The organism is Actinocorallia sp. API 0066, from assembly GCF_020991275.1.
Classification (GTDB): domain Bacteria; phylum Actinomycetota; class Actinomycetes; order Streptosporangiales; family Streptosporangiaceae; genus Actinocorallia.
The window spans coordinates 510,341-530,489 of sequence record NZ_JAJLQY010000004.1; the positions used below are offsets into that span (position 1 = coordinate 510,341).

Annotated in this window: 25 protein-coding genes; 10 read left to right on the plus strand and 15 right to left on the minus strand. The window is 74.2% G+C overall.

Going from position 1 to position 20,149, the window contains the following annotated elements; translation table 11 throughout:
• Positions 1 to 306 (plus strand): HPF/RaiA family ribosome-associated protein, encoded by a 306-nt coding sequence (locus LO762_RS13320; protein ID WP_230614926.1) that lies wholly within the window; start codon positions 1 to 3, stop codon positions 304 to 306.
• 3 nt (positions 307 to 309) lie between these two features.
• Here LO762_RS13320 and LO762_RS13325 read toward each other — a convergent pair whose 3' ends face one another.
• Positions 310 to 1,167: a universal stress protein gene (locus tag LO762_RS13325; protein ID WP_230614927.1), complete on the minus strand. Its 858-nt coding sequence runs from the start codon at positions 1,165 to 1,167 to the stop codon at positions 310 to 312.
• Between the two features lie 117 nt (positions 1,168 to 1,284).
• A complete protein-coding gene (locus tag LO762_RS13330) occupies positions 1,285 to 2,997 on the minus strand; it encodes a GAF domain-containing sensor histidine kinase (protein WP_230614928.1) in 1,713 nt (570 codons plus the stop codon).
• A 198-nt stretch (positions 2,998 to 3,195) separates the two neighbouring features.
• Between LO762_RS13330 and LO762_RS13335 the strand changes: the two genes are divergently transcribed.
• From LO762_RS13335 to LO762_RS13345, 3 genes are read left to right on the plus strand one after another with little or no spacing between them, the layout of a single operon-like run.
• A complete protein-coding gene (locus tag LO762_RS13335) occupies positions 3,196 to 3,864 on the plus strand; it encodes a response regulator transcription factor (RefSeq protein ID WP_230614929.1) in 669 nt (222 codons plus the stop codon).
• Positions 3,865 to 3,922: 58 nt separating this feature from the next.
• Positions 3,923 to 4,360 carry a pyridoxamine 5'-phosphate oxidase family protein gene (locus LO762_RS13340; protein WP_230614930.1) on the plus strand — a complete coding sequence of 146 codons (438 nt, stop codon included), beginning with the start codon at positions 3,923 to 3,925 and terminating at the stop codon, positions 4,358 to 4,360.
• 33 nt (positions 4,361 to 4,393) lie between these two features.
• A complete protein-coding gene (locus LO762_RS13345) occupies positions 4,394 to 4,810 on the plus strand; it encodes a pyridoxamine 5'-phosphate oxidase family protein (protein ID WP_230614931.1) in 417 nt (138 codons plus the stop codon).
• 3 nt (positions 4,811 to 4,813) lie between these two features.
• Here the strand turns inward: LO762_RS13345 and LO762_RS13350 are convergent, their stop codons facing one another.
• From LO762_RS13350 to LO762_RS13360, 3 genes are read right to left on the minus strand one after another with little or no spacing between them, the layout of a single operon-like run.
• Entirely contained in the window at positions 4,814 to 5,680 is an 867-nt protein-coding gene (locus LO762_RS13350) for a universal stress protein (protein ID WP_230614932.1), read from the minus strand.
• Positions 5,673 to 6,500 carry a universal stress protein gene (locus LO762_RS13355; RefSeq protein WP_230614933.1) on the minus strand — a complete coding sequence of 276 codons (828 nt, stop codon included), beginning with the start codon at positions 6,498 to 6,500 and terminating at the stop codon, positions 5,673 to 5,675. Before LO762_RS13355 ends, LO762_RS13350 begins: the two co-directional genes overlap by 8 nt.
• Positions 6,497 to 7,351 carry a universal stress protein gene (locus LO762_RS13360; RefSeq protein WP_230614934.1) on the minus strand — a complete coding sequence of 285 codons (855 nt, stop codon included), beginning with the start codon at positions 7,349 to 7,351 and terminating at the stop codon, positions 6,497 to 6,499. The genes LO762_RS13355 and LO762_RS13360 overlap by 4 nt, the downstream gene beginning before the upstream one ends.
• Positions 7,352 to 7,527: 176 nt before the next feature.
• On the opposite strand from LO762_RS13360, the gene LO762_RS13365 reads away from it, so the two are divergent.
• Positions 7,528 to 7,749, plus strand: a complete 222-nt coding sequence (locus LO762_RS13365; protein ID WP_230614935.1) for a hypothetical protein — start codon at positions 7,528 to 7,530, stop codon at positions 7,747 to 7,749.
• 81 nt (positions 7,750 to 7,830) lie between these two features.
• Here the strand turns inward: LO762_RS13365 and LO762_RS13370 are convergent, their stop codons facing one another.
• From LO762_RS13370 to LO762_RS13380, 3 genes are read right to left on the minus strand one after another with little or no spacing between them, the layout of a single operon-like run.
• Entirely contained in the window at positions 7,831 to 8,691 is an 861-nt protein-coding gene (locus LO762_RS13370) for a universal stress protein (protein WP_230614936.1), read from the minus strand.
• A 19-nt stretch (positions 8,692 to 8,710) separates the two neighbouring features.
• Complete coding sequence (locus tag LO762_RS13375) at positions 8,711 to 9,772, minus strand: NAD(P)-dependent alcohol dehydrogenase (RefSeq protein ID WP_230614937.1); 1,062 nt, start codon at positions 9,770 to 9,772, stop codon at positions 8,711 to 8,713.
• Positions 9,773 to 9,804: 32 nt separating this feature from the next.
• Positions 9,805 to 10,299: a Crp/Fnr family transcriptional regulator gene (locus tag LO762_RS13380; RefSeq protein ID WP_230614938.1), complete on the minus strand. Its 495-nt coding sequence runs from the start codon at positions 10,297 to 10,299 to the stop codon at positions 9,805 to 9,807.
• Positions 10,300 to 10,455: 156 nt separating this feature from the next.
• Here LO762_RS13380 and LO762_RS33485 point away from each other — a divergent pair, with 156 nt between their 5' ends.
• Positions 10,456 to 11,328: a hypothetical protein gene (locus LO762_RS33485; protein ID WP_230614939.1), complete on the plus strand. Its 873-nt coding sequence runs from the start codon at positions 10,456 to 10,458 to the stop codon at positions 11,326 to 11,328.
• On the opposite strand, the gene LO762_RS13390 is transcribed toward LO762_RS33485, so the two are convergent.
• Both LO762_RS13390 and LO762_RS13395 read right to left on the minus strand, forming a co-directional pair.
• Positions 11,291 to 11,728 carry a hypothetical protein gene (locus tag LO762_RS13390; protein WP_230614940.1) on the minus strand — a complete coding sequence of 146 codons (438 nt, stop codon included), beginning with the start codon at positions 11,726 to 11,728 and terminating at the stop codon, positions 11,291 to 11,293. The two genes, LO762_RS33485 and LO762_RS13390, sit on opposite strands and share 38 nt — an antisense overlap.
• A complete protein-coding gene (locus LO762_RS13395; protein ID WP_230614941.1) occupies positions 11,725 to 11,886 on the minus strand; it encodes a hypothetical protein in 162 nt (53 codons plus the stop codon). Before LO762_RS13395 ends, LO762_RS13390 begins: the two co-directional genes overlap by 4 nt.
• A gap of 170 nt (positions 11,887 to 12,056) precedes the next feature.
• On the opposite strand from LO762_RS13395, the gene LO762_RS13400 reads away from it, so the two are divergent.
• Complete coding sequence (locus LO762_RS13400; RefSeq protein WP_230614942.1) at positions 12,057 to 12,971, plus strand: sulfotransferase domain-containing protein; 915 nt, start codon at positions 12,057 to 12,059, stop codon at positions 12,969 to 12,971.
• An 8-nt stretch (positions 12,972 to 12,979) separates the two neighbouring features.
• On the opposite strand, the gene LO762_RS13405 is transcribed toward LO762_RS13400, so the two are convergent.
• Positions 12,980 to 14,215 carry a cytochrome P450 gene (locus LO762_RS13405; protein ID WP_230614943.1) on the minus strand — a complete coding sequence of 412 codons (1,236 nt, stop codon included), beginning with the start codon at positions 14,213 to 14,215 and terminating at the stop codon, positions 12,980 to 12,982.
• A 74-nt stretch (positions 14,216 to 14,289) separates the two neighbouring features.
• On the minus strand, positions 14,290 to 14,880 hold the full coding sequence (locus LO762_RS13410) for a nucleoside triphosphate pyrophosphatase (protein ID WP_230614944.1): 591 nt from the start codon (positions 14,878 to 14,880) through the stop codon (positions 14,290 to 14,292).
• A 194-nt stretch (positions 14,881 to 15,074) separates the two neighbouring features.
• On the opposite strand from LO762_RS13410, the gene LO762_RS13415 reads away from it, so the two are divergent.
• The gene (locus LO762_RS13415) at positions 15,075 to 15,653 is read left to right on the plus strand and encodes a hypothetical protein (RefSeq protein WP_230614945.1); all 579 of its coding nucleotides are present in this window, start codon (positions 15,075 to 15,077) and stop codon (positions 15,651 to 15,653) included.
• 137 nt (positions 15,654 to 15,790) lie between these two features.
• Positions 15,791 to 16,018, plus strand: coding sequence for a hypothetical protein (locus LO762_RS13420; RefSeq protein ID WP_230614946.1), 228 nt, complete (start codon positions 15,791 to 15,793; stop codon positions 16,016 to 16,018).
• Between the two features lie 518 nt (positions 16,019 to 16,536).
• Here LO762_RS13420 and LO762_RS33490 read toward each other — a convergent pair.
• Genes LO762_RS33490 through LO762_RS33500 form a run of 3 tightly spaced genes read right to left on the minus strand, consistent with a single transcriptional unit; the run spans position 16,537 to position 18,341 of the window.
• A complete protein-coding gene (locus LO762_RS33490; RefSeq protein ID WP_308103824.1) occupies positions 16,537 to 17,241 on the minus strand; it encodes a hypothetical protein in 705 nt (234 codons plus the stop codon).
• A gap of 20 nt (positions 17,242 to 17,261) precedes the next feature.
• Complete coding sequence (locus LO762_RS33495) at positions 17,262 to 17,405, minus strand: hypothetical protein (protein ID WP_308103825.1); 144 nt, start codon at positions 17,403 to 17,405, stop codon at positions 17,262 to 17,264.
• Positions 17,406 to 17,414: 9 nt separating this feature from the next.
• Positions 17,415 to 18,341, minus strand: coding sequence for an alpha-ketoglutarate-dependent dioxygenase AlkB (locus LO762_RS33500; protein WP_308103827.1), 927 nt, complete (start codon positions 18,339 to 18,341; stop codon positions 17,415 to 17,417).
• A 112-nt stretch (positions 18,342 to 18,453) separates the two neighbouring features.
• Here LO762_RS33500 and polX point away from each other — a divergent pair, with 112 nt between their 5' ends.
• Positions 18,454 to 20,148 carry a DNA polymerase/3'-5' exonuclease PolX gene (gene polX / locus LO762_RS13435; RefSeq protein WP_230614947.1) on the plus strand — a complete coding sequence of 565 codons (1,695 nt, stop codon included), beginning with the start codon at positions 18,454 to 18,456 and terminating at the stop codon, positions 20,146 to 20,148.
• The last annotated feature ends 1 nt before the right edge of the window (position 20,149 follow it).

Sequence of the window (20,149 nt, forward strand, 5' to 3'; positions counted from 1 at the left end):
ATGGGCCCCGTCACCGTCCGCCCCGGCCACCGGATCACGCAGGCCATGGCGTCGCACGCGGAGGCGCGGGTGGCCGAGCTGCTCTCCGCGCTCGACGAGCCCGTCCTGGACGCGACGGTCACGCTCTGCGTCCTGCCCGACAAGGCACTTCCACGGCCCGCACGCGCACGGGTGAGCGTCCGGCTGCGCGGCAGGCGGATCCGGGCGCACGCGCAGGCCGCCAGCCCGCACGGGGCGGTGGAGCTGCTGAGCGAGGCGCTGGCCGACCGGCTGCGGCGGCTCGGCGGCCCGGCCGCCGAAGGGTGAGGTTCAGGGGATGATCGCGACGGGGCAGTGCGCGTGGTGCAGCACCGCGTGGCCGACCGAGCCGAACACGAGGTTCCCCAGCGCGCCCCGGTGATGGGTGCCGAGAACCAGGAGGTCGGCCCGCCGCGACGCCGCGGTGAGCGCCGCCGCCGGATGGTCGCTCACGATCTCCTCGGCGACCTTGACGTCGGGGTTGTCGGCCCGCCACGGCGCCAGCAGGTCCGCGAGCGTCTCGGCCGGGTCCACGACGACGGGCGCGGACTCGGCGTAGGGCGTGAACACCTCGCCGACGTCCCAGGCGTGCACGGCCCGCAGCACGGCGCCGCGCCGCCGCGCCTCGGCGAACGCGAACTCCAGCGCGCGGCCGTGGTCCAGGTCGAACGCGACGGCGACGACGATCTCGCCGCGCGGCCCGTGCGTGTCGCCCCTGACCACCACGACGGGCCCCTCGGTGGTGCCGGCGACCTTGAGGCTGGTCGAGCCGAGCAGGAGTTCGGCGAACCTGCCCCGGCCGCGCCTGCCGAGCACGAGGAGGACGTCGGGCCGGGAGATCTCCCGCAGCGCGCGGGCGACCTCGCCGAGGATGTTGTCGGTGGTGACGTCGATGTCGCGTCCGGCGGCGAGCCCCGCCGCCTCCTCCAGGATCCTGCGGGACTCGGTGGACCTGATCTCCTCCGCCTGCGGCGGCGGGATGTCGGGGAGCCCGAAGACGGACGAGGGCTGCACGTGCAGGATGCGCAGCGGCCGTCCGGACAGCACCGCCTCGTCGGCCGCCCAGCGCACCGCCGCGGCGGCCGCGGGCGACCCGTCCGTCGCCACGACGACGGACCCGGCGCCGATCCGCCCGGTCTGCTCGCTCATGGTCCGAGCATGCGCCGCGGCCGGGCGCCGGGGCAAGGCCGGGGGTCGCGGGCGGCGCGACCTTGGTCGGGGCCTGCCGTCTCCTCGCCCCGGTGTGGCCGGGCGCGGGTCGGGGCTTTACCTGAGCGGGACGCGCCAGCGCAGGACGGTGCCGCCGCCGTCGCGCGCGCTGATCTCCAGCGCGCCGCCGAGCGCCTTCGCCCGTTCGGCCATGTTCCGCAGGCCGCTGCGCCGTCCGCCCTCGGGGATGCCGGAGCCGTCGTCCTCGACCCGGAGCACGAGGTCGTCGCGGACCTCGATGACGACGTCGACCCGGCGTGCCCCGGCGTGCCTGACGACGTTGGAGAGCGCCTCGCTGACGACGGCGAGGAGCTGTTCGCCGGTGTCGGCGTCCACGGCGGTGTCGAGGAGGCCGTCGAGGCGGATGGACGGGGCGAAGCCGAGCAGCACCGCCGCGTTGTCGACGATGGTGTGGACGCGGCTGCGCAGGCTCTCGGCGTCCTGTTCGACCTGGAGCGCGAAGATCGTGGAGCGGATCTGCCGGATCGTCTCGTCGAGGTCGTCCACCGAGCGCTGGATGCGGCGCTGCACGTCGGGATTGTCGGCGAGCTTGACCGCGCTCATGAGGGTCATGGCGGTGGCGAACAGCCGTTGGATGACGGTGTCGTGGAGGTCCTTGGCGATCCTGTCGCGGTCCTCCAGGAGCGAGAGGCGCTCCAGGTCGCGGCGGCGGGCGGCGAGTTCGAGCGCGACGGCGGCCTGGGCCGCGAAGCCCTCAAGGAGCCGCTGGGTCAGCTCCCCGAACTGCGGCCTGCCCGGCGCGTTGACGACCGACAGGACGCCGCGCGCCGATCCGCCGCTGCCCAGCGGCACCTGGAGCGCGGGGCCGATGGGGATGTCGGCGGGGATCCCGGCCCGGTCGGCGGCGGGCCTGGCGTCGGCGAGGGAGCGGGACGCGCCGGTCTCGTAGACGGGCGCGCCGAACGCGTCGTCCAGCGGCATCCGGGCGTCGTGCAGCAGGCCCGCGTGCTCGCCGGCGGCGGCCTCCACGACGAACTCGCCCTCGACCTCGTCGGCGGTGGCGACCATGGCGAGGTCGGCGTCGCAGATCTCGCGGGCGTGCCCGGCGACCTGCCCGACGACCTCCTGGAGCGACGTGCCCGACAGCAGCGCGGTGGAGATCTCCGTCAGGGCCTGCTGCCAGCGTTCGCGGCGGCGTGTCTCCTCGTACAGGCGTGCGTTCTCGATCGCGACGCCGGCCGCGGTGGCCAGCGCCGAGACGACGACCTCGTCCTCCTCGTCGAAGTCGGCGCCGCCGTTCTTCTCGGTCAGGTAGAGGTTGCCGAAGACCTCGTCGCGGACCCGGATGGGGACGCCCAGGAACCGGTGCATCGGCGGGTGGTTGGCGGGGAAGCCGACCGACTCGGGGTGGCTGGCGAGGTCGTGCAGGCGCAGCGGCGACGGCTCCTTGATGAGCAGGCCGAGGATGCCGTGCCCGTGCGGCCAGTGCCCGATCCCGGCGATCTCGTCGTCGGTGACGCCGATCGTCACGAACTGGACGAGGTGCTCGCCGTCGGCGCTGATCACGCCGAGCGCGCCGTACCTGGCGTCGACGAGGGTGGCGGCGGCCTCGGTGATGCGGCGGAGCACCGTCTCCAGGTCGAGGTCGCTGCCGATGGAGACGACGGCCTCCAGCAGCGAGTGGACCCTGTCGCGGGTCGCCCGGACGGTCTCCAGCCGTGCCTGGAGTTCGGTGAGCAGGTCGTCGAGCTGGAGTTGCGGCAGGATCAGCCGGGCCCGGTCCGCGCCGGGCCTGGATTCCGTTCCCACGGCTCTTCTCCTCGCTGTCCGAAACTCCCCGGTTCCCTGCCTATCCTGCCCCAGCGCGGGCGTCCACCGGAACCGGGGCGCGGTGCGGTCACGGCCCGGCGGCGGGACCTTCGTCCCCGGAAAGGGCGGCCCTTCGCGACTTGGCCGTGCCGGACGTCCCGGATACGTTCGGAGTATCCGACGGCCCTGGAGGTCCCCATGAACACCGAGGGCGCCCGTATCCGCGTCTTCCTGCTCGACGACCACGAGGTGGTCCGCAAGGGCGTCGCGGCGCTGTTGGAGGCCGAAGGCGACATCGAGATCGTCGGTGAGGCGGCCACGGCGGCCCAGGCGCTGGCCCGGATCCCGGCCGCCGCGCCTGACGTCGCCGTCCTCGACGTGCGGCTTCCGGACGGCGACGGCGTGTCGGTGTGCCGCGACATCAGGGCCGCGCATCCTGAGATCCGCTGCCTGATGCTGACGTCCTTCGAGGACGAGGACGCGCTGTTCGACGCGGTCATGGCGGGCGCGTCCGGCTATGTGCTGAAGCAGATCCACGGGTCCGACCTCGTGGGCGCGGTGCGGACGGTGGCGTCCGGCCAGTCCCTGCTGGACCCGCGTTCGACCGGCCAGATGCTCCAGCGGCTGCGCGACCGGGAGACCCGCAAGGACCCGCTCGCGGCGCTGTCGGCGCAGGAGCGGCAGATCCTCGAACTGATCGGCGAGGGCCTCACCAACCGGCAGATCGGCGAGCGGATGTTCCTCGCGGAGAAAACGGTCAAGAACTACGTCTCCAACCTGTTCGCCAAGCTCGACATGCGCCGCCGCACCCAGGCCGCCGCCTTCGCCGCCCGGTTGAAGGCGGACGCCGGGCACGACCACCGGTGACCGGCGATGGGGACGTTCGCCCCTAGGGGCGGCGGGCCCGTCGGGCGAGGATGCCGGTATGCACGCTGACGCCGACGCCTCCTCCGAGCTGGAGGTCCTGGACGAGGCGGTCTGCCGGGTCCTGCTGAGGAGCGTCCCGATCGGCCGCGTCGTCTTCACCCACCAGGCGCTGCCCCGCATCCAGCCCGTCCCGTTCGCCCTGGACGGCGACGACGTGGTGATCCGCGTCCCGGCCGGGTCCACCCTGGCGGCCGCCGCGCGGGACGCGATCGTGGCGTTCGAGGTCGACGACTACGACGCGGTGCGCCGGACGGGCTGGTCGGTCGTGGTGGTCGGCCGGGCGCACCGGGTGACGTCGCCGGAGAAGATCGCCGAGCTGCGCGATCTCGGCCTGCGCACGTGGACGCCGGGGCCTGGCCCCGGCGAGGGATATATCCGGATCGTCCCGGAGATCCTGTCCGGCCGCCGGATCCGGGGCCGGGACCTTCGCCCCTGACGGCGGCCCCCGCCCCAGCCGGACAATGGCGGCATGACGGGCCTCACACCCGGACCTCAGGTCCTCGACACCGCGGCGTGCCTGCGGCTGCTGGCCACCGTGCCGGTCGGCAGGGTGGCGTTCACCGACCGGGCGCTCCCCGCGATCCAGCCCGTCAACTTCGTCATGGACGGCGCCGACGTGGTGCTGCGGACCGGGCGGGGATCAACGCTGGAGATCGCGATGCGCCGGGCTGTCGTCGCGTTCGAGGCGGGCGCGTTCGACCCGGTGACGCACGCCGGGTGGACGGTGACCGTGCTGGGCGAGTCCCGCGCGGTCACCGACCCCGCCGAGCACGCCAGGCTCGCCGCGCTCCCGCTGCGGGTGTGGGCGGGCGGCGAGCGCGACCACTTCGTGCGGATCACCGGGCGGCGGATCTCCGGCAGGCTGCTCCAGGAGGCTGCGGCCTGACCGTCACCCGTGCGCGATCACCACGGGGCAGTGCGCGTGGTGCAGCACGGCGGTGCTCACCGACCCGAGGACGAGCCCCGGGAAGCCGCCCCTGCCCCGGCTGCCGACCACGAGCAGGTCGGCCCGCGCCGACGCCCCGGCCAGCGCCCTGACGGTCCTGGCCCGCACGACGTCCTCGACCACCTCCACGTCCGGGTACCGCCGCGCCCACCCGGCGACGGCCTCCGCCAGCACGAGGTGTTCCTCCTGGGCGACGAGCGTGGGGTCGAACACGACGGGCTGCATCTCGCCGTGCCCGGTCGAGGCGGGGTGCGTCCAGGCGTGCACGGCCCGCAGCCGCGCCTTGCGGGCGTCGGCCTCGGCGAACGCGAACGCCAGGGCGGGGCCCGCGCTCGCCGCGGTGTCCACGCCGACGACGACCTCTCCGTGCGGGTGCTGGTCGGCGCCGCGCACGACCGCGACGGGGCCGGGCGCGTGCACCGCGACCTGTCCGGTGACCGAGCCGAGCAGCAGCCCGGTCAGCTCGCCGTGGCCCCGGCCGCCGACCGCGAGCAGCGCCGCGCCCTCGGCCTCGCCGATCAGGGCGGCGGCCGCGCCGCCCGGCACGAGCGCCGTCTCGACCCGTGGCGGGGCCGCCGCCGCCGCGTGGTCGGCGGCCCTGCCGAGCGCGCGCAGGCAGCCGTCCCGCAGGTCGGCGCGGACGGCCTCGGCGCCGACGGCGGAGGCGGGCTCCAGCAGCCGGGCCGGGACGGCGAACACCAGCCGCAGCGGCAGCCGGTGCCGGGCCGCGTACTCGGCGGCCCACCCGGCGGCGGCGAAGCCCGGCTCCGAGCCGTCCACGCCCGCGACGACCGGCCGCGTGTCAGCCACGGCTCAGGGAGTGCGCGACGGCGACGTTGGTCGGCGCGACGTCGATCATCGCGCCGCTCACCGAGCCGAGCCGCAGGTTCGGCGGCCCGTCCTCGCCCCTGTCCCCCACGACGAGCAGCGACGCCCCCTGCGCGGCCTCCAGGAGCACCGCACGGGCCTCGCGGTGCACGAGCCGCACCGTGACGTCGGCCGCCGGGTGTTTGGTCCGCCACAGGCCGATCTCGCGCTCCAGCCACGACCCGGACGTCCTGGCGAACTCCTCGTGCGTCGAGGCGTCCGCGGGCAGCTCGGCGGCGTGCACCACGACGAGCTCGCTGCGGCGCAGCACCGCCTCCTCGAACGCGAGCGCCAGCGCCGCGTGTGAGGCCCGCGACCCGTCGATCCCGACCACGATCGGCCCCTCGGCCGCCGGGTCCCGCACCACAACGACGGGGCACAGCGCGTGCCCGGCGACCTGCCGGGGCGTCGAACCGGACGCCAGCGCCGGGAACCCGCCCGCGCCGCGCGCCCCGACCACCAGCATCACCGCCTGGGACGCCTCGTGCAGCAGGGTCGGCGAGGCCGGGCCCTGCACCAGCGCCTTGCGGACCTTCAGGCTCGGCGCCATCGTCTCGGCGACGAACATGCCCTTGCTGAGCTCCAGGTCGGCGAAGCGCTGGACCGTCTCGTAGGACGCGGTGTGCAGCGGGTCGGCGTACAGCCAGTGCCAGGCGTGGCAGACGACGAGTTCGAGGCCGCGCAGGGTGGCCTCGCGGACCGCCCAGCGGACCGCGCGCTCGCTGCCCGCCGACCCGTCGTAGCCGACGACGATCTCGTTCATGGCTCTTCTCCCGACTCTCCCGACTCTCCCGACGTGACGACGGCGACAGGGCAGTGCGCGTGGTGCAGGACGCCGTGGGACACCGACCCGAGGACGACGCCCTTCAGCCCGCCCAGGCCGCGCGACCCGACGACGAGGAGGTCGGCCCGCTCGGACTCGCCCGTGAGCGCCGCCACCGGATGCTCGAAGGGCATCTCGCCGGTGCACTTCACGTCCGGGTACCGCTCGGCCCACGGCTCGATGATCTGCTGGATCCGGTCGAGCGGGCCCGCGCTGAGCACCGCGAGGTCCGGGGTGTCCCACGAGTGCACGGCCCGCAGGTCGGCGCCGCGCGCCCTGGCCTCGGTGAACGCGAAGTCCAGCAGCTCGGGCGACTCCCGGTCCAGCTCGATGCCGACGACGACGGTGCCGCGCGTCCCCGAGGTGTCGCCGCGCACGACGACGACGGGGCAGGCGGCCCGTCCGGCGACCCGCAGGCCGGTCGAGCCGAGCAGCAGGCCCGCGAACCTGCCCGTCCCCCGGTGCCCGAGGACGAGCAGGGCGCACCGCCCGGCGAGCTCGATGAGCGCCCGGTCGGTGTGGCCGCGCAGCTCCTCGGTGGTGACCGCGACGCCCGGGAACAGGCCCGTCACCGAGGATCTGGCGGCGGCGAGGATCACCCTGCCCCGCTCGCCCACGCCCGACTCGGCGTCCGGGACGGCCTCCCCGAACCTCGGCTGCGGCTCCCGTACGTGCACGACGTGCAGCGCCGTCCTGTGCCGCGCCGCCTCCTGCGCGGCCCACCGCACGGCGGCCCCCGCCGCTGGTGATCCGTCGGTCGCCACCGCGACCGGCCCCCTGGTCAGCTCCATCCCCCTAGTGTCACCTTCCGTGTCCGTCCGGTCGCGACCGGCTCCCGTGTTCGGCCTGTGCCCGGCCGCCGCCCCTGTGCGAAGGGCCCTTCGGCGCGGGACCTTCGCCCCTAAACGCGAGGGGCCTCCCTGGTCGAGACTGCTGTTTCCGGAACCTTCGGCGAGGAGAGGGCGGGATGCACATGTCCGGCGAGCACGACGGCGGGGCGCGGACCCCGGTCGGCACCGCGGAACTCGAATCCCTCATCCGTGATCTGGAGGAGCGGACGGCGCGCGTCACGGAGTCGCTGATGACGGTGGCCGAGGACTTCGCTCGTGCCCCGTCCGAGGAGCGCGCGGAGGCCGTCAGGCTGGCCGCCGAGACGCTGCTGACGCCGCCCACGGTTCCTGGGCCCTGAGGCTCCCTGCTTACGCTGTGCTGCTCTGTTCGGCCGAGACGGCACCCGCCTCAGCGCGGGTGCCGTCTCGCGTTTGACCGGCTACTCCGCGTGCTCGTGCGGCGGGTGCACGACGCTCACCGGGCAGAGCGCGTGGTGGATCGCCCCCTCACTCGACGAGCCGAGCAGCCGCTTGCGCAGGGTGCCGCCGCTGCGCGCGCCCACCACGAGCGCCCGCGCGCCCTCGCTCGACTCGATGAGGACCGTCGTCGGGTCGCCGTCCACGAACCGCGCCTCGACCGGGACGTCCGGATGGGCCGCCCCGCCTTCGGCGACGGCCCTGTCGAACCGCGCCCGGGCGATCTCGCGCAGGCCCTCCTCGGTGACGAACGGCGTGTCGCGGACGCTGGCGCTGCCCGGGTAGACGCACAGCGCGGTGACGCCGACGCCGCGCGCCTTCGCCTCCTCCAGCGCCGCCAGCAGCACGCCCGCCGACACCCGTGAGCCGTCCAGGCCCGCCACGACCGGCCCCTCGGGGTGGTCGTCGCCGCGCACCACGGTGACGACGCCGTCGGCGTGCGCGGCGACCTGGGCGCCGACCGAGCCGATGAGGGCGCGGCGCACCGCGCCCAGGCCCAGGCTGCCGACGACGGTCAGCTCGGCGTACTGGGACAGGTCGATGAGGGTGTAGGCGGGGGAACCGCTGTACGTCCTGGTCAGCACGTCCAGGCCGGGGTGGGAGGTGCGGATCTTGGCTGCGGCGTCGCCGACCAGTTGCGCCGCCGTCTCTTCCATGGCTTCCATCGGCATGACGGCGGTGAAGCCGGGGTAGACCACCTGCCACACGTGGCAGATCGTCAGCGACAGCCCTCGGGCCGACGCCTCCTGCGCCGCCCACTCCAGGGCGCGGTCACCCCCTTCCGAGCCGTCGTAGCCGACCAGGACGCCGAGGGCTTCGGCCATGTGTCTCCAACCTCCATGGTTAACGGTCCTGCGTGGGAACGATGACGGCACGACCCGTCAGCTCGCCCGAGGCCAGCCGCCGGTAGGCGGTCACCGCCTCGGTGAGCGGGAAGGTCGTGATCTCCGGGACCAGCATCCCGCGCGCGGCGAGGTCCAGCACCTCGCCGAGCTCCGGGCGGGTCCCCCAGTACGTGGACTGCACCGACACCTCGTAGGCGGGTGTGGTGAACGAAACGGGCAGGCTGCCGCCGCCGAGGCCCACGACCGTGACGTCGCCGAGCATCCGCGCGGCGGCGCCCGCCGTGGCGAGGGTCACGTCGTTGGCGACCATGTCGATGACGACGTCGGCGCCGCGCCGGTGCGGCGTGGCCTTGCGGATCTCGGCGGCCGTGTCGGGCCCCGAGGGCAGGACGAGGTCCGCGCCGAGCGTCTCGGCCAGCTTCAGCGCCTCGGGCCTGGTGTCCACCGCGACGACCCGCGCGGACGTGGTGGCCTTCAGGATCTGGACCGCCATGTGGCCGAGCCCGCCGACGCCGATCACGACGGCCGTCGCGGTGGGCCCGAGCTTGCCCCACGACCTGCGCACCGCGTGGAACGGGGTCAGCCCCGCGTCGGTGAGCGGCGCTGCGTGGACGGGATCCAGGCCGTCGGGGAGCGGCACCAGGAGCCGCGCGGCGGGCACCAGCATGAAGTCGGCCATCCCGCCGTCCAGACCGAGGCCGCCGCCTCCGCCGGGCGTGGGCGCCTCCCAGGGCTTCTCGCAGTAGTTCTCCGCGCCCCGGAGGCAGCGCCCGCAGGAGCCGCACCCCCACGGCCCGTAGACGGCGACGGGCTGGCCGACGTCAAGGCCGCGCACCCCGCTGCCGAGCGCGTGCACCCAGCCCGCGTTCTCGTGCCCCAGCACGAACGGAGGGCTCCACGGCAGGCCGCCCTCCTCGAAGTCGTGCATGAGGTGCAGGTCGGAGTGGCAGGCGCCCGCCCCGCCGATCTTGACCACCACCTGGCCGGGACCCGGCTCCGGCGCCGGGAGCTCCACCAGCTCGGGCTCGGACTTCCAGTCGTTCAGCCTCAGTGCGCGCATCTCCCCGCCTCCCCGGTGTCTCGGTAGCCCGCCTAGACCGCGTGGTCGTAGGCGTCGTACGCCCTGTGCTCCTCGTGCTCCGCCGCGTCGACCAGCCTGAGCCGCGTCGACTGGAGCCGGCCGAGGATCAACTGGGTGAACCTGGCGTTCAGCTCCGCCCCCAGGCCCGGATGGGCGGCGCAGTGCGTGCGGACGAGCGCCGCGTCGAACTCCAGCGCCGTCAGCGGCATGGTGACGTAGGCACCGAACCGCCAGGTGCGCGGCGGGAACAGCCACGACCAGCCCACGATGGCGCCGCGCCCGAAGAACTCCACGGGTATGTGGCCCCTACCCGGCGCGGGCAGGTCCAACCTGACCTGTCCGGAGAGGATCGCCCAGAACCTGTCGGCCGAGCCGCCCTCCCGGAACATGCGGTGGCCCTCGGGGTAGCGCACCTCGGACGCCGTCGTCGCCAGGAGGCCGAGATAGCCGCCCGGCATGCCCCGGAAGAAGTCGTGCGCGGCGAGCAGTTTCGGGTCCACGCTCATCGGTGCCTCCCCAGTGGGTCCTTCTCGACACCCCAAGTCCACCAGCGGGGCGCGCGCCGGGTCAGGGGCGCACGTCCCCGGCGCCGGGGACCTCCGCCGGGCGCCCGGGACCTTCGTCCCTACAGCCGGACCGGGCGCCGGGCGAACCTTGGGGGCGTGGATCGGAGCCAGGCAGGCACGGCGGGGCGGTACCGGGTGCGCGGCACCGCCCCGCGGCCGTACCGGATCGTCGACCGGTACGCGGCGGCGCCCGGCGAGCTGACGCTCGTCCTGGCGCCCGAGGGGCCGTCCGGCGGCGACGGGCCGGGCGGACACCGGCCGGGGCCGTCGGCGGCGGGACGGTTCTGGGTGCTGCACACCGCGTCCGGCCAACGGCTGCCCGCCGCCGACGTGTCGGCGCGGCGGCTGCACTCCGACGGCGCGACCGCCGAGAGCTCCCTGGTGGAGGTGCGGGCGCTGCGGGTGCCGTGCGGTCCTTCGGTCTGCGGGATCGGCGACGTGGTGGGTCTTTCCGGGCCGCGTGGGCTCGGCTGGGACCTGCGCGCCGCCGTCGGGCTCGACCTCCTCGTCGTCGGCTGGGAACGCGGCCTGGGGCTGCTGCGGCCCGTCGTCGAGCGGGCCCTGGCGGACGCGGCGCGGTACCGGGCGCTGCGGGTGTGGGCGGCGGGCGCCGTCTGGTCGGCGAGCGGCCCGGAGCGGGAGCAGGGCGACGGGCTTACCGGGGCGATCGCTCCGGGCGGCCTGGCGGAACCCGCCCTGCGGTTCGACCCCTCGGCGACCGTGGCGCTGCTCGCCGGGCCACTGCACGAGACGGCCGCCACGGCACGTGCCCTACGCGCCCAGGGAGTGCCCGCCGCGCGCATCCAGGTGGCCGCGCACGAGCTTCTCAGCTGCGGAAGCGGACGGTGCGGAGGCTGCCGGTTCGAGGGCGCCGCCGGACCCGTCCGGGCCTGCTCCGACGGGCCCGTCCTGCGCTACGACCAGCTTCCCGTCAGCGGGGATTCCCCTCGGCCGACAGCAACACCATGATCATGAAGGCCAGGAGGCCGGCGAACACCAGAAGTTGAAGGCCGACGATCCGCGCGCCGACCGACAGACCCGTCCAGGGGCGGTCGGCGGCCATCACGACGAACCCGGCGACCAGCGCTCCGATCAGGCAGCCGTGCAGCGCCACCCGCTGCCGGTACCGCCAGCGGCCCGGATCGTGCGCCGCGAGCGCGCCCCGCACCCCCGCCCACAACAGGAGCAGCCCGGTCAGGCACCCGGCCGAAAGCAGCAGCGGGAAGACCACGAGCGCCGTCGCGTCCTGCACGTCGCCGTACTCGGACTGCCAGAGCGGGTAGTCCACCAGAACGCGCAGGCAGAGGCAGAGGACGAACGCGCCCGCCCCCAGCACCAGCGCGCTCGTGCCCGCCCGCACCCAGGTCACTCCGTGTCGGCCCCCTCCGGCGGCGGGCTCGCCGCGACGGCGGGACCCGGCCGTCCGGGACCCGCGGCCGGGCCCTCCAACAGCGCCAGGACCTGGTCGATGCGCTCGTCGGTCAGGTCGGGCAGGGCGCCGTGCCCGGACAGATAGCCATCCCGCATGACGCCAAGTAATACTCCCGTCACACCAGGTACCGCCAGTGCCCGCGCCCCGGCGCGTCGCCGTTTTACCCGGCCGTGGCCGCCGCGCGCACCCACGCGCGCACCGTCCGGGACGATACGGTTTGGGCAGGCGCGCCGACCGGAGGGCGCCCCCTGCCCTGGGAGAGCGAGTGAGCCGATCGCCGCACGGCGGCCTGCCCGACTTCGTCGTCATCGGAGCCCAGAAGTCGGCCTCCACGTTCCTGCAGGACCAGATGGCGCTGCACCCGGACGTCGAGCTGGCCGAAGGCGAAGTCAGAGCCTTCGAGGACCCGTTCTACGACGCGGCTGCTGTCGCGGCTCTGCCTTCGCTGTTCCAAGGCTCCGGACGGGTACGCGGCATCAAGAGGCCGGACTACCTGGGCCGTCCCGAGGTCGCCGCGCGGCTGCGCGAGCACCTGCCGGAAGCAAGGCTGCTCGTCGTCGTGCGGGAGCCCGTCGCGCGCGCGGTGTCGGCGTACTACCACTACGTCCGGCACGGGTTCCTCCCGCTGCTCCCGCTGGAGGACGCCTTCGCCCGGCTCCTGGACGGCTCCCTGGACGCCGAGTACCCGCGCGCCCCCGAGATCCTCTCCTACGGCCGCTACGGGCACCACCTGGCGCGGTACCTGGAGCACTTCCCCGCCGAGCGGATCGCCGTGTTCGAGCAGAAGGCGCTGACCGCCGACCCGGCCGCCGCGCTGCGCCGCGCCTTCACGCTCGTCGGCGTCGATCCGGAGTTCACGCCGCCGCCCGCGCCGCGCGTGTCCAACCGCGGCGTCTACTCCCCGGCCCGGCTGCGGCTGCTGCGCACCAAGAACCGGTTCATGTACGAGTACACGCCCGAACTCTCGCTGCGGCGGCCCCGGCGGCCCTCCCCCGCCGGCTGGCTGTACAACGCCTCCGTCGTCGGCCTGGACCGGCTCGTGCTCAGCCGGTTCGACCCGGGACGGGCACCCGCGCCGACGCCGGAGCTGCGGGCCCGGCTGGAGGCTTTCTACGCGGACGACAGGGCGGCGCTGCTGGCCGCCGCGCCTTCCCTGCGCGCCGAGGCCGCCTGGCTCTAGCGGCCCGCTCAGGCCCGGCTGAGGGCCACCGGCAGTCGCGCGAACCCGCGCAGGCCCAGGCCCGGCGCCCGCACCGCGTCGCCTGCTGGCTCCAGCGCCGGGTACTCCGCCCCGTACAGCCGCGCCAGCACGACCTGGGCCTCCACCCGCGCCAGGTGCGCGCCCAGGCAGAAGTGGACGCCCGAGGCGAACGACAGGTGGATCGGCGCCTCCCTGCGCACGTTCAGGGCGTCCGGGCGCTCGGCGACCTCCGGGTCGTGGTTGGCCGCGCCGATCACCGTCACCACCACCTCGCCGGGACGCAGCCGCGCCCCGGCGAACTCCGTCTCCTCCAGCACCGAGCGCAGGTCGATCTGGACGGGCGAGTCGAACCGCAGGAACTCCTCGACGGCCGACGGGATGAGCGCCGGATCCGCGCGCAGCATCGCCTCCTGGTCGGGCCTGGCGAACAGCGCGTGGACGGCGTTGCCAAGCAGGTTCGTCGTGGTGATGAACCCCGCCGCGAACAGCAGCAGAGCCGTCGAGATCATCTCGTCGCGGGACAGCCGCTCGTCCTCCGGCGCCGTCGCCAGCCGGGACAGCAGATCGTCGGCGGGGCGGGCGGCCTTGGCGTCGAGCAGCACGCCGAAGTACTCGCCGACCTCCTCGCGGTCGGCCATCGCCCGGCGGAACCCCTCCTCGCCCTCCGACGGCTCCATCAGCGCGAACATCCGGCGGATCTTCGCGGTGAACTCCGGCCGGGTGTCCTCGGGAACGCCCAGCAGGTCGGAGATGACCGTCACCGGGAGGGGCAGCGCCAGATCCTCCACAAAGTCCGCGCCCGGCCGCTCGGCCAGCTCCGCGAGCAGCGCGTCCGCGCGGCGCGCGATCACCGGGCGCAGCTCCTCCACGTGCCGGTTGGTGAACGCCGAACTGACCGCCCGGCGCAGCCGCGTGTGCTCCGGCGGGTTCGTGACCAGCATCGTCCTGCCGAACCTGTCGCGCGCCCGCCGCGCCTCCTCGCCCAGCTCCGGCCTGCCGAAACCCAACTGCTCGTCGCCCTTGCCGAACGCCCGGTGCCGCAGCGCCGCGTCACACTCGGCGAACCGCGACAGCACCAGGCTGCCGTCCGACGCCCGGAGGATCGGCGCCTCCTCCCGCAACCGCCGGTACCCCGGATAGGGGTCGTCGAGCCGGCTCGCGATCATGCCCAGGTACAGCTCGTCCACTGCCGGATCGGAGACCGGCCCCGCCTGCGTCGTCATGACTCCAGCGTCCGGATCCGGTCACGCTGAGTCAACTAAACGGAGGCCACCTCCACGCCAAGCCTTCCGGCGGGTCAGCTTCCCCAGAGCGTCTCGGGGGCGACGCCCAGCTCGCGGAGCAGGCCGCCGAGCAGGACGACCGAGATGCCGAGCACGTTGTTGGCGTCGCCGTCCAGGCCGGTGACGAACCAGCCGCCGATCCCGTCGATGGTGAAAGCGCCGGCGACCGCTTTGGGCTCGCCGGAGGCGACGTAGGCGGCGATCTCCGCGTCGGTCGGGGAACCGAACCTGACACCCGTCTCGCCCACGGCGGCGACCTCACGGCCCGTCGCCGTGTCGATGACACAGTGGCCGGTGAGCAGGACACCGCCCTTGCCTCGACGCTCCCGCCACCAGGCGACGGCTTCCGCGTCGCTCTTCGGCTTGCCGAGAGGTCGGCCCTGGAACTCCAGCAGGGAGTCGCAGCCGATGACGAGGGCGTCCGCCGTCTCGGCGGCCACCGCGCGCGCCTTGCGGACCGCCAACTCCTGGACGAGCTCGCGCACCGAACCCGCCGTCACCGCGTCCTCGTCGACACCGCTCACCACAACCTCAACGTCCAGGCCCGCCTTGTTGAGGACCTCACGCCGCGTCGTGGACGCCGACGCCAGCACCACCCTGCGCACGGCAACTCCCCCGTCTTGTCTTCGCCGTCTCCGGCCGAACCGGACAGAGCATTTCATCCCGTGCGCGGCATCGCATCCCGGTGGTGGCGTGGCTTCTCCGACGTGGTGACAAGTCCCTACCGGTCGCTGGATTCTCCCAGGAATCATCTGTTTTGGTATCCGAGCCGTCACACCGGGCGACTATCGTGGGGCCCATGTCCCCCCGACACACCACATCCGGCGCCGGAGTGCACGGCGTGCCGGACACCGACTCCGCCGACGACCTCATGGCGGCGCTCGCCGCGCCGACGGCCGTCCAGTTCCCGCAGGCACGGCCGCGCACGGCGGCACCCGAGCCCGAGCCCGCGCCCGGCGGCGCGGACGCCGGGAACGTGCCCGCCGCGCCGGGCCGGACCCCGCCCGAGCCGCTGCCGCTGCACCCGGCGACGTCCCAGTACGTCCCCTACAGCGCGCCCGTGCCGACGACGGCGTTCCCGCCCACCCAGTGGACGACGCTGCCGCCGTCGGCGATCCTGCCGCCCATCCCGCCGCCGCGCGCCCGCCGCCCGGCCGGATGGCGCACCCGCAGAACCCGGATCGAGGAGCTGGAGGCCGAGAACACCCACCTGCGGGCCTGGCTCGCCCACCTCGGCGCCGCCGAACCCCTGCGCCTCCTCCTGGAGACCGACAGGCTGCGCCGTGAACTCGCCGCCCTCCAGCACGCCGTCACCACGGCCCGCGCCGAACTCACCGCCACCCACGCCGCCGTCACCCGCACCGCCGCGTCCCGCTGACGTCCCCCGGGCCCGTCGAACACGCCCCGGCGTCCTCCGCACGGCCGCCGGGGCCCTTCCCCCTGAGGAGCGTCCCAGGGTCAGAATCGCTCCCCAGAGGGAGGACCGCGCACCCCGCGACCGCCTACGCTCCCCCCATGAGACGAGGCAAACTCATCGGCGCGTCCGCCCTGACCGCCGCGTCCCTGAGCATCGCCGCCTCCCTCGCCCTCCCCGCCCCCTGCCACGCCACCACCCCGTGCGCCTTCCCCCCACCCACCACCCTGGAGGTCGGCACCCCACCCGACCCCCTCCCCGCCCGGACCGCCACCGAGGTCACCTGCCCCCCGGCCCCGTCCCGCACCACCACACCCTTGTTCCACTGATCCCACCGTCACCTTGACATGCTGGATCTGTCACCTCCCGTGACTACGGTGGCCGCATGTCCCCCCACCACCCCTACCTGGGCGTCGAGCTCAAGCCCGGCGAGGCCGAGCACCTCACCGCGCGACTCCGCCCGCACCTGCGCCCCGGCGAGTCCGTCACCGCCCTGGCCACGACCGTCAAGGCACTCCCGAAGCTCACCCACGTCGCCGTCACCACCCACCGCGTCCTCGCCTTCCACACCACGGCCCTAGCCACCGGAACCCTGGAACTCCAAGCCGACCGCACCACCCTCACCAACACCAAAACCCACCCGTCCTACCAACAACGCCACTTCCTCGCCCTCACCACCCACGACCAGGGCGAACTCGACTTCGGCAACCTCCACGCCACCGACGCCCCCCACATCCTCACCGCCCTCACCACCCCACCCCCTCCCACCACCCCGGGCTCAGCCCACCCGACACCCCCTCCCGCAGCCCAAGGCACCACCTACCCGGCACACCCCGACGTCCCAGCCTCAGCCGACCCGACGCGCCCCGGCACGCCCGGCGCGGGCTACCCGACGCAGCCGACGGCCTTGCCGGGCGCGGCTTACGGGGCGCAGCCGCCGGGCTTGCCGGGGCCGGGCTACGCGGCGCAGGCCGGGGGGTCGCAGGCCGCGTCGCCGTACGGTCCCGGGACGGGGGTTCCGTCGGCGCCCACGCCGGCGCAGCAGCAGGATCAGGGGGCGGGCCATGCGGCGAATGTCGGCTTGCCGGGGGCGGGCTACCCGGCGCATGTCGGCTTGCCGGGGGCGGGCCACGCGGCGCATGTCGGCTTGCCGGGGGCGGGCCACGCGGCGGAGCCGCCGGGTGTGGCGGGGGTGGCTTACGTGGGGTCGGGTGCGGCGTATGGGGTTGGGGCGGGGTTTCCGGCGGTGCCGGTGGCGCGGCAGCAGAGTTCGGGTGGGTGGGGGAGCCGGAAGGCGCGGATCGAGGAGCTGGAGGCGGAGAACGCGCAGTTGCGCGCGTGGGTCGCGCATCTGGGCGGGCTGGAGCCGCAGCGGCTGCTTCAGGACACCGAGCGGGCCAGGCAGGAGCTGGGCGCGGCGCGGCAGGCGCTGTCGGTGGCGCACGGCGAGATCGCGGCGGCGCGGGGCGAACTCGCCGCCGTGCGGGCCGCGATCGTCGAGACGCACGACGTCGCACTCCTCCAGGAGGTCGGCGTCTACCAGTACCAGCACCGCCTGGAACAGGCGCTCGACTACAAGGCGCGGCTCGACACCGTGCAGACGCGCATGAAGGAACTCGTCCGGGGCGAGCGGGCGATCGAAGGCTCCACGTCCTGGCAGGTCAACGGGTCGCTCGCCGAAGGCAGGCGGATGGTCCGGGACTTCTCCAAGCTCATGCTCCGCGCCTACAACGCGGAGGCCGACCACCTCGTGCGCACGATGCGGCCGTTCAAGCTCGACTCCTCCATCGACCGCCTGTGCAAGACCGGGTCAACCAGCGCCGCGAGTTCTTCTACGCCACACCCGCCGAAGTCCGCTCCGCACTCCAGTCCCTCACCCTCGCCACCCCCCATCTCCTCGAATACACCGAAACCCCCGAAGCCCCCGAGTTCCGCGCCAGCCCCAAACCCACCCCCTGACCGCCCACCGCCCCACCCGACGCCGGCCTGCACGCGGCACGTGGCCCGCGTGTGGGAGGTGTTGGGTAAGCGGACGCCGGTGGGGCGGAACTGGATGCTGATGCGGGGGCCGGTGGCGTGGGCGGACTTGGGGACGGCGTGTTCCCAGGTGCGCTGGCAGGAGCCGCCCATCACCAGGAGGTCGCCGTGGGCGAGGTCGTGCCGGAGGGTGGGGCCTGAGTGGTCGGCGGGGCGGAGCAGCAGCGGGCGGGGCGCGCCCAGCACGACGAGCGCCACCATGGTGTCCTCCGAGGCGCCGCGCCCGAAGCGGTCTCCGTGCCAGGCGACGCTGTCGCGTCCGTCGCGGTAGTAGCACAGGCCGACGGTGCGGAACGGCTCGCCCAGCTCGGGGCCGTAGTGCGCGGACAGCCGCGCGCGCATCTCGGCGAGCACGGGCAGCGGCAGCGCCTCCTCCTCCCCGTAGTAGCGGGTGAGGCGCGGCACCGCCACAACCCGCTCGTACATCATCCGGCGCTCGGCCTTCCACGGCACCACGGCGGCGAGTTCCTCGAACAGGGGCGTCGAGCCCGCGAGCCAGCCGGGCCTGACGTCGATCCACGCGCCGTGGGACAGCCGGGTGCGCCGCACCGTGGCGCCCAGCTCCCCGGGACACGGCTCGTCGGCCAGGTCCAGCAGCGAACCTTGCAGCATCATGCCGCCACCCTAAACACGAACATGCGTTCGAGTCAAACACGCGTTCGAACGATCTTCGCGGGTCGGCGCACCGACCCCGGAAACTGTCGGACCCCGGCCGTAGTGTGGGGGCATGGCACGGGCAAACGAGGCTGCGGCCGAAGCGCTCAACGAGTACGCGGAGCTGTTCGCGCTGGACGGCGGCGACGCCTTCCGCGTGCGCAGCTACCAGAAGGCCGCCAAGGCCATCGCGGGCCACCCGCGCGACATCGCCGAGATCCCGGTGCGCGACGTGCCGGGCGTGGGCGAGGCGATCGCGAAGAAGGTCGAGGAGTTCCTGGCGCGCGGCAGCTTCCGCCAGCTCGACGCGCTCCGCGCCAAGGTGCCCGAGGGAGTGCGCAGGCTCACCCGCATCCCGTCACTCGGTCCGAAGACGGCGCTGTTCCTCTACCGCGAGCTCGGCATCGATTCGGCGGACGCGCTGGCCGACGCCATCGCGGCCGGAAGGCTCAAGGGCGTGAAGGGCATGGGCCCCAAGACGGTCGAGAACCTGCTCCAGGGCATCGAGCAGATGCGCGCGTCGGGCGGCCGGGTGCACCGGGGCGTCGCGCTCGATCTGGCGCAGCGGGTCATCGCGGCGCTGCCGGGCGCCGAGCGCGCCGCCTACGCCGGGTCGCTGCGCCGGATGCGCGAGACCATCGGCGACATCGACGTGCTCGCCGTCGGCCCGCCGAGCCTGATGGACGCGCTCAAGGAGCAGCCGTTCGTCACCGAGGTCGTCGCGACGGGCGAGAAGAAGACGTCGGTCCGCACCGATCGCGGCCTCCAGGTGGACCTCAGGCTGGTGCCCGCCGAGTCCTGGGGCGCCGCGCTCATCTACTTCACCGGAAGCAAGGACCACAACGTGCGGCTGCGCGAGATCGCGGTGCGCCGGGGCTGGAAGCTGTCGGAGTACGGCCTGTTCGACGAGGACGGGAAGGTGCTCGCGGCGGCCACCGAGGAGGAGGTGTACGCGGCGCTCGGCATGGAGTGGGTGCCGCCGCCGCTGCGTGAGGACGAGGGTGAGGTCCAGGCGGCGCTGAAGCACGAGCTGCCCCGCCTGGTGCGGGTCGCGGACCTGAAGGGCGATCTGCACACCCACACGACCCTCACCGACGGCGTCGCGTCGCTGGAGGAGATGGTGGCGGCGGCAGCGGCCCTCGGGTACTCCTACTACGCGGTCACCGACCACGCCCCCGATCTGGCGATGCAGCGGATGACGTTGGAGAAGGCGCTCGCCCAACGCGCGCAGCTCGCCAAGCTCCAGGAGAAGTATCCGAACATGCGGCTCCTGCACGGCACCGAGCTGAACATCGCCCCCGACGGCTCGGTGGACTGGCCGCTCGACGTGCTGGAGGGCTTCGACATCAGGGTCGCCAGCGTCCACTCGCACTTCACGCAGAGCCGGGAGGAGATGACGCGCCGGTTCGTCACCGCCTGCGAGAACCCGGGCGTGCAGATCATCGGCCACCCCACCACCCGCAAGATCGGCAAGCGCCCGCCGGTGGACGCCGACTGGGACGCGGTGTTCGCCGCGGCCGCCCGCACCGGCACCGTGCTGGAGATCGACGCCTTCCCCGACCGGGCCGACCTGCCGTCCGATCTGGTGCGCAGGGCCCGCCACCACGGGGTGAGGTTCTCCATCGACAGTGACGCGCACGCCGTCCCGCATCTGGCGAACCAGCACTTCGGCGTGGGGATAGCCCAGCGCGCCGCGCTCACCCCCGACGACGTGGTGAACACCTGGCCGGTGGACAGGCTGCTGGCCCATCTGGGCGCTCCGGGATGAA

Coding starts and splice junctions, on each gene's coding strand:
- LO762_RS13320 (WP_230614926.1), top strand. CDS start 1: ATGGGCCCCGTCACCGTCCGCCCCGGCCACCGGATCACGCAGGCCATG.
- LO762_RS13325 (WP_230614927.1), bottom strand. CDS start 1,167: ATGAGCGAGCAGACCGGGCGGATCGGCGCCGGGTCCGTCGTCGTGGCG.
- LO762_RS13335 (WP_230614929.1), top strand. CDS start 3,196: ATGAACACCGAGGGCGCCCGTATCCGCGTCTTCCTGCTCGACGACCAC.
- LO762_RS13340 (WP_230614930.1), top strand. CDS start 3,923: ATGCACGCTGACGCCGACGCCTCCTCCGAGCTGGAGGTCCTGGACGAG.
- LO762_RS13345 (WP_230614931.1), top strand. CDS start 4,394: ATGACGGGCCTCACACCCGGACCTCAGGTCCTCGACACCGCGGCGTGC.
- LO762_RS13355 (WP_230614933.1), bottom strand. CDS start 6,500: ATGAACGAGATCGTCGTCGGCTACGACGGGTCGGCGGGCAGCGAGCGC.
- LO762_RS13360 (WP_230614934.1), bottom strand. CDS start 7,351: ATGGAGCTGACCAGGGGGCCGGTCGCGGTGGCGACCGACGGATCACCA.
- LO762_RS13365 (WP_230614935.1), top strand. CDS start 7,528: ATGCACATGTCCGGCGAGCACGACGGCGGGGCGCGGACCCCGGTCGGC.
- LO762_RS13370 (WP_230614936.1), bottom strand. CDS start 8,691: ATGGCCGAAGCCCTCGGCGTCCTGGTCGGCTACGACGGCTCGGAAGGG.
- LO762_RS13375 (WP_230614937.1), bottom strand. CDS start 9,772: ATGCGCGCACTGAGGCTGAACGACTGGAAGTCCGAGCCCGAGCTGGTG.
- LO762_RS13380 (WP_230614938.1), bottom strand. CDS start 10,299: ATGAGCGTGGACCCGAAACTGCTCGCCGCGCACGACTTCTTCCGGGGC.
- LO762_RS13395 (WP_230614941.1), bottom strand. CDS start 11,886: ATGCGGGATGGCTATCTGTCCGGGCACGGCGCCCTGCCCGACCTGACC.
- LO762_RS13405 (WP_230614943.1), bottom strand. CDS start 14,215: ATGACGACGCAGGCGGGGCCGGTCTCCGATCCGGCAGTGGACGAGCTG.
- LO762_RS13415 (WP_230614945.1), top strand. CDS start 15,075: ATGTCCCCCCGACACACCACATCCGGCGCCGGAGTGCACGGCGTGCCG.
- LO762_RS13420 (WP_230614946.1), top strand. CDS start 15,791: ATGAGACGAGGCAAACTCATCGGCGCGTCCGCCCTGACCGCCGCGTCC.
- LO762_RS33495 (WP_308103825.1), bottom strand. CDS start 17,405: ATGAGCTTGGAGAAGTCCCGGACCATCCGCCTGCCTTCGGCGAGCGAC.
- LO762_RS33500 (WP_308103827.1), bottom strand. CDS start 18,341: ATGATGCTGCAAGGTTCGCTGCTGGACCTGGCCGACGAGCCGTGTCCC.
- polX (WP_230614947.1), top strand. CDS start 18,454: ATGGCACGGGCAAACGAGGCTGCGGCCGAAGCGCTCAACGAGTACGCG.